Source organism: Curtobacterium sp. B8 (assembly GCF_000333315.1).
In the GTDB taxonomy this organism is placed as follows: domain Bacteria; phylum Actinomycetota; class Actinomycetes; order Actinomycetales; family Microbacteriaceae; genus Curtobacterium; species Curtobacterium luteum.
The window spans coordinates 1-2,906 of record NZ_BACW01000265.1 but is presented as its reverse complement, the minus strand read 5'-3'; the positions used below and the strand labels follow the sequence as shown (position 1 = coordinate 2,906).

The 2,906-nt window shown below is 72.7% G+C and carries 3 protein-coding genes and 1 tRNA gene; 3 read left to right on the top strand and 1 reads right to left on the bottom strand.

Features of this window, described 5'->3' with window-relative positions; translation table 11 throughout:
- Positions 1-389: 389 nt before the first annotated feature.
- Positions 390-479, top strand: a tRNA-Ser gene (locus I59_RS06420).
- Between the two features lie 103 nt (positions 480-582).
- Here I59_RS06420 and I59_RS06415 read toward each other — a convergent pair.
- Positions 583-1,767: an MFS transporter gene (locus tag I59_RS06415; RefSeq protein ID WP_022903156.1), complete on the bottom strand. Its 1,185-nt coding sequence runs from the start codon at positions 1,765-1,767 to the stop codon at positions 583-585.
- Positions 1,768-1,888: 121 nt separating this feature from the next.
- Here I59_RS06415 and I59_RS06410 point away from each other — a divergent pair, with 121 nt between their 5' ends.
- A complete protein-coding gene (locus I59_RS06410) occupies positions 1,889-2,338 on the top strand; it encodes a MarR family winged helix-turn-helix transcriptional regulator (protein ID WP_022903155.1) in 450 nt (149 codons plus the stop codon).
- A gap of 71 nt (positions 2,339-2,409) precedes the next feature.
- Positions 2,410-2,906, top strand: a 497-nt coding sequence (locus tag I59_RS06405) for a hypothetical protein (RefSeq protein WP_376764446.1), incomplete at its 3' end; no start/stop codon positions are given.

Sequence of the window (2,906 nt, the reverse complement as noted above, 5' to 3'; positions counted from 1 at the left end):
CGCTCGTGGAGCTCGTGGACGCACTGATCGGGATGCCCGAACGGTTCCGCATGAAGGCGTCGGCGTGAGCCCCGCCCTGGACGGGGGCGCGGTGGTGGGCCGCGCCCCCGTCGAGTCGCCCCGCCGGCTGGACACGTCGCGATCGGGCGCGCGGGTCCTGCTGACGTCGGCGGGGCGACGCCGGGTGCTGTGTCGCGACGACGGGGAGGACCCCGGAACGTGATCGCCGCGTCCCGATGATGCTATGCAGCGGGGTACGCGGCGACAACCCCTGCATGTCCCCACTTCGGGGGACCGGCCGGATCGAGCCGCCGCGCGCGGGTGGTCACCGGAGGTCGAGAGCGTGCTCGTCCTCCTGTATGGTGGGGGTAGCGCTCGTGAGGGCGCATGGAGACGTCGCATAGTCAGGCCGAGTGCACCACCCTGCTAAGGTGGAGTCCCCTTTGAGGGGACCGAGGGTTCAAATCCCTCCGTCTCCGCACAACGCCGCAGCCCCGGTCCGATCGGACCGGGGCTGTCGTCGTCCGGGGCTGTCGTCGTCCGGCCCACGCGTCCCCCGGGGTGTGACGCGGACCCGAGTGCTCACACCGTGACGATCGACCCCGTCGTGGTGGTCCGCGCGGGATGACGGCGAGCAGCGGCTGCGGCGACCGCGGTCAGGGCGACCGACGCCACCGTGATGCCCGCTCCGGCCCAGATCGGCGAGGTGTAGCCGAGGCCAGCGGCGATGGTCAGCCCGCCGATCCAGGCACCGAGGGCGTTCCCGAGGTTGAACGCCGCGATGTTCGCGCCGCTGGCGAGCGTCGGCGCGTGGTCGGCGTGCAGCATCACGCGGGTCTGCAGTGCCGGGACGGTGGCGAAGCCGAACGCACCCATGAGCACGAGTGCGACCACGGTGAGCACGGGCGAGGTGGCGACGACCGCGAAGACCGCGAGCACCACGGTCAGCACCGACAGGACCACCAGGAGGGTGCCGTCGATGGACCGTGCCGCCGCCTTCCCGCCGACGACGTTGCCGACGAACAGCCCGATCCCGAACACCACGAGCAGCCACGGGACGGCCGACGACGCGAACCCGCTGACGGACGTGAGTGTGTAGGCGATGTAGGTGAACGCACCGAACATCCCGCCGTAGCCGAGGACCGTGATGCCGAGCGACAGCCACACCTGCCCCGAGCGGAAGGCGCCGAGCTCGCGGACCAGCGACGGGGCCTCGGCCTGCCGGACCGCGGGCACCAGGACGAGCACGCCGGCGAGGGCGACGACGCCGATGACCGCGATCGCCCAGAAGGTCGCACGCCATCCGAGCGCCTGCCCGAGGAAGGTCCCGAACGGCACGCCGAGGACGTTCGAGGCGGTGAGGCCGGTGAACATCAGGGCCACGGCCGAGGCACGGCGCTCCCGAGCGACCATGTTCGATGCCACGACGGAGCCGATGCCGAAGAACGCGCCGTGGCACAGTGCCGCGACCACCCGGCCGAGCATCATCACGCCGTACGTCGGCGCAGCCGCGGAGAGCGTGTTGCCGATGACGAACAGGACGAGCAGCCCGACGAGTACCTGCTTCCGGGGCAGTCGGGTGGTGGCGGCGGTGAGGCCGAGCGCGCCGACGACGACCGCGAGGGCGTAGCCGGTGACGAGCCAGCCGGCCGTGGTCTCGGTGACGCCGTAGTCGGCGGCGACCTCGGGGAGCAGGCCGGTGATGACGAACTCCGTGAGTCCGATCCCGAAGCCGCCGAGGGCGAGGGCGATGAGTCCCGCGGGCATGGTGGTCCTTCCGTTGTGCCGTGTCGTCCACCCGCGTACGCTGGTTGTTGCAGACGCGGGGTATCGATAGTTGCACACGCTAGGTACCCGCGCAAGCAACGATGTGTGCCCGGAGGTCCCCATGAGTGTCGACGACACGTCCACCGCGGTCCGCGCGCACGGCTGGCGGACCCTCGCCGCCCTGCACGGCCTGATCGAGACGCGACTCGAGCGCGCGCTGAAGGCCGTCGACCTCTCGGTCGTCGAGTACACGGTGCTCGACGCGCTCCGCCGGCAGGACGGGTTCCACATGCGGATGCAGCAGCTCGCCCGCGCCGCAGCCCTCAGCCCGAGTGCCACGACGCGCCTCGTGAACCGGCTCGAGGACCGCGCGCTCCTCACCCGCGTGCTCTGCGCCGACGACCGGCGCGGCCTCTACACGGAGCTCACCCACGCGGGTCAGGCGCTCCTCGACGAGGCCACGCCGCTCCACGCCGCGGCGCTCGAGGACGCGCTCGCCGAGGCGCGTGAGGTGCCCGAGCTCGAGGAGCTCGCGGTGTCCGTGGACCGGCTCGAGGGCGCACGCGTCTGACGACGTCGGCCCTCCGGGACCGCCGGCCTGGAGGCACGGTGCGCCCCCGCCCAGCAGGCTACGGTGATCGCATGGTGCGTGGGGGAGTGTCCGTGGTCGCGACGGTGCTGGCGGCTGCGCTGCTCGCGGGGTGCTCCGCAGACCCGAGCGCCGCGGCCGGTCGGCTCGCCGTCGAGGCCTACGTCGAACCGGGCACGCACGCCGAGACCCGTGTCACGGCCGCGGGGGGACGAGCGTCGACCATCGGGATCGACGGCGTGACCCTGGCCGAGGACGGCGCGTCGCTCCTCGACCCGCCCGAGGGCACCGCGGCGCTCGCACGGACCGCGACCCGGGTCGGCAGCACGCCGGAGCTCCTCCTGAGCAACTACTCGTCCGACCTCGGCGACTTCTCCCCGGAGATCGGCACGGCCCTGCTGTCGAGCGCGGACCACCGGACCGCGGTGGCCGAAGAACTGGCCCGGCGGGCCCGCGCGCTCGGCATGCGCGGCGTCCAGATCGACCTCGAGTCGCTCCGCGCCAGGGACCGTGCGGGATTGACCGCGTTCGCAAGGACCCTCCACGACGC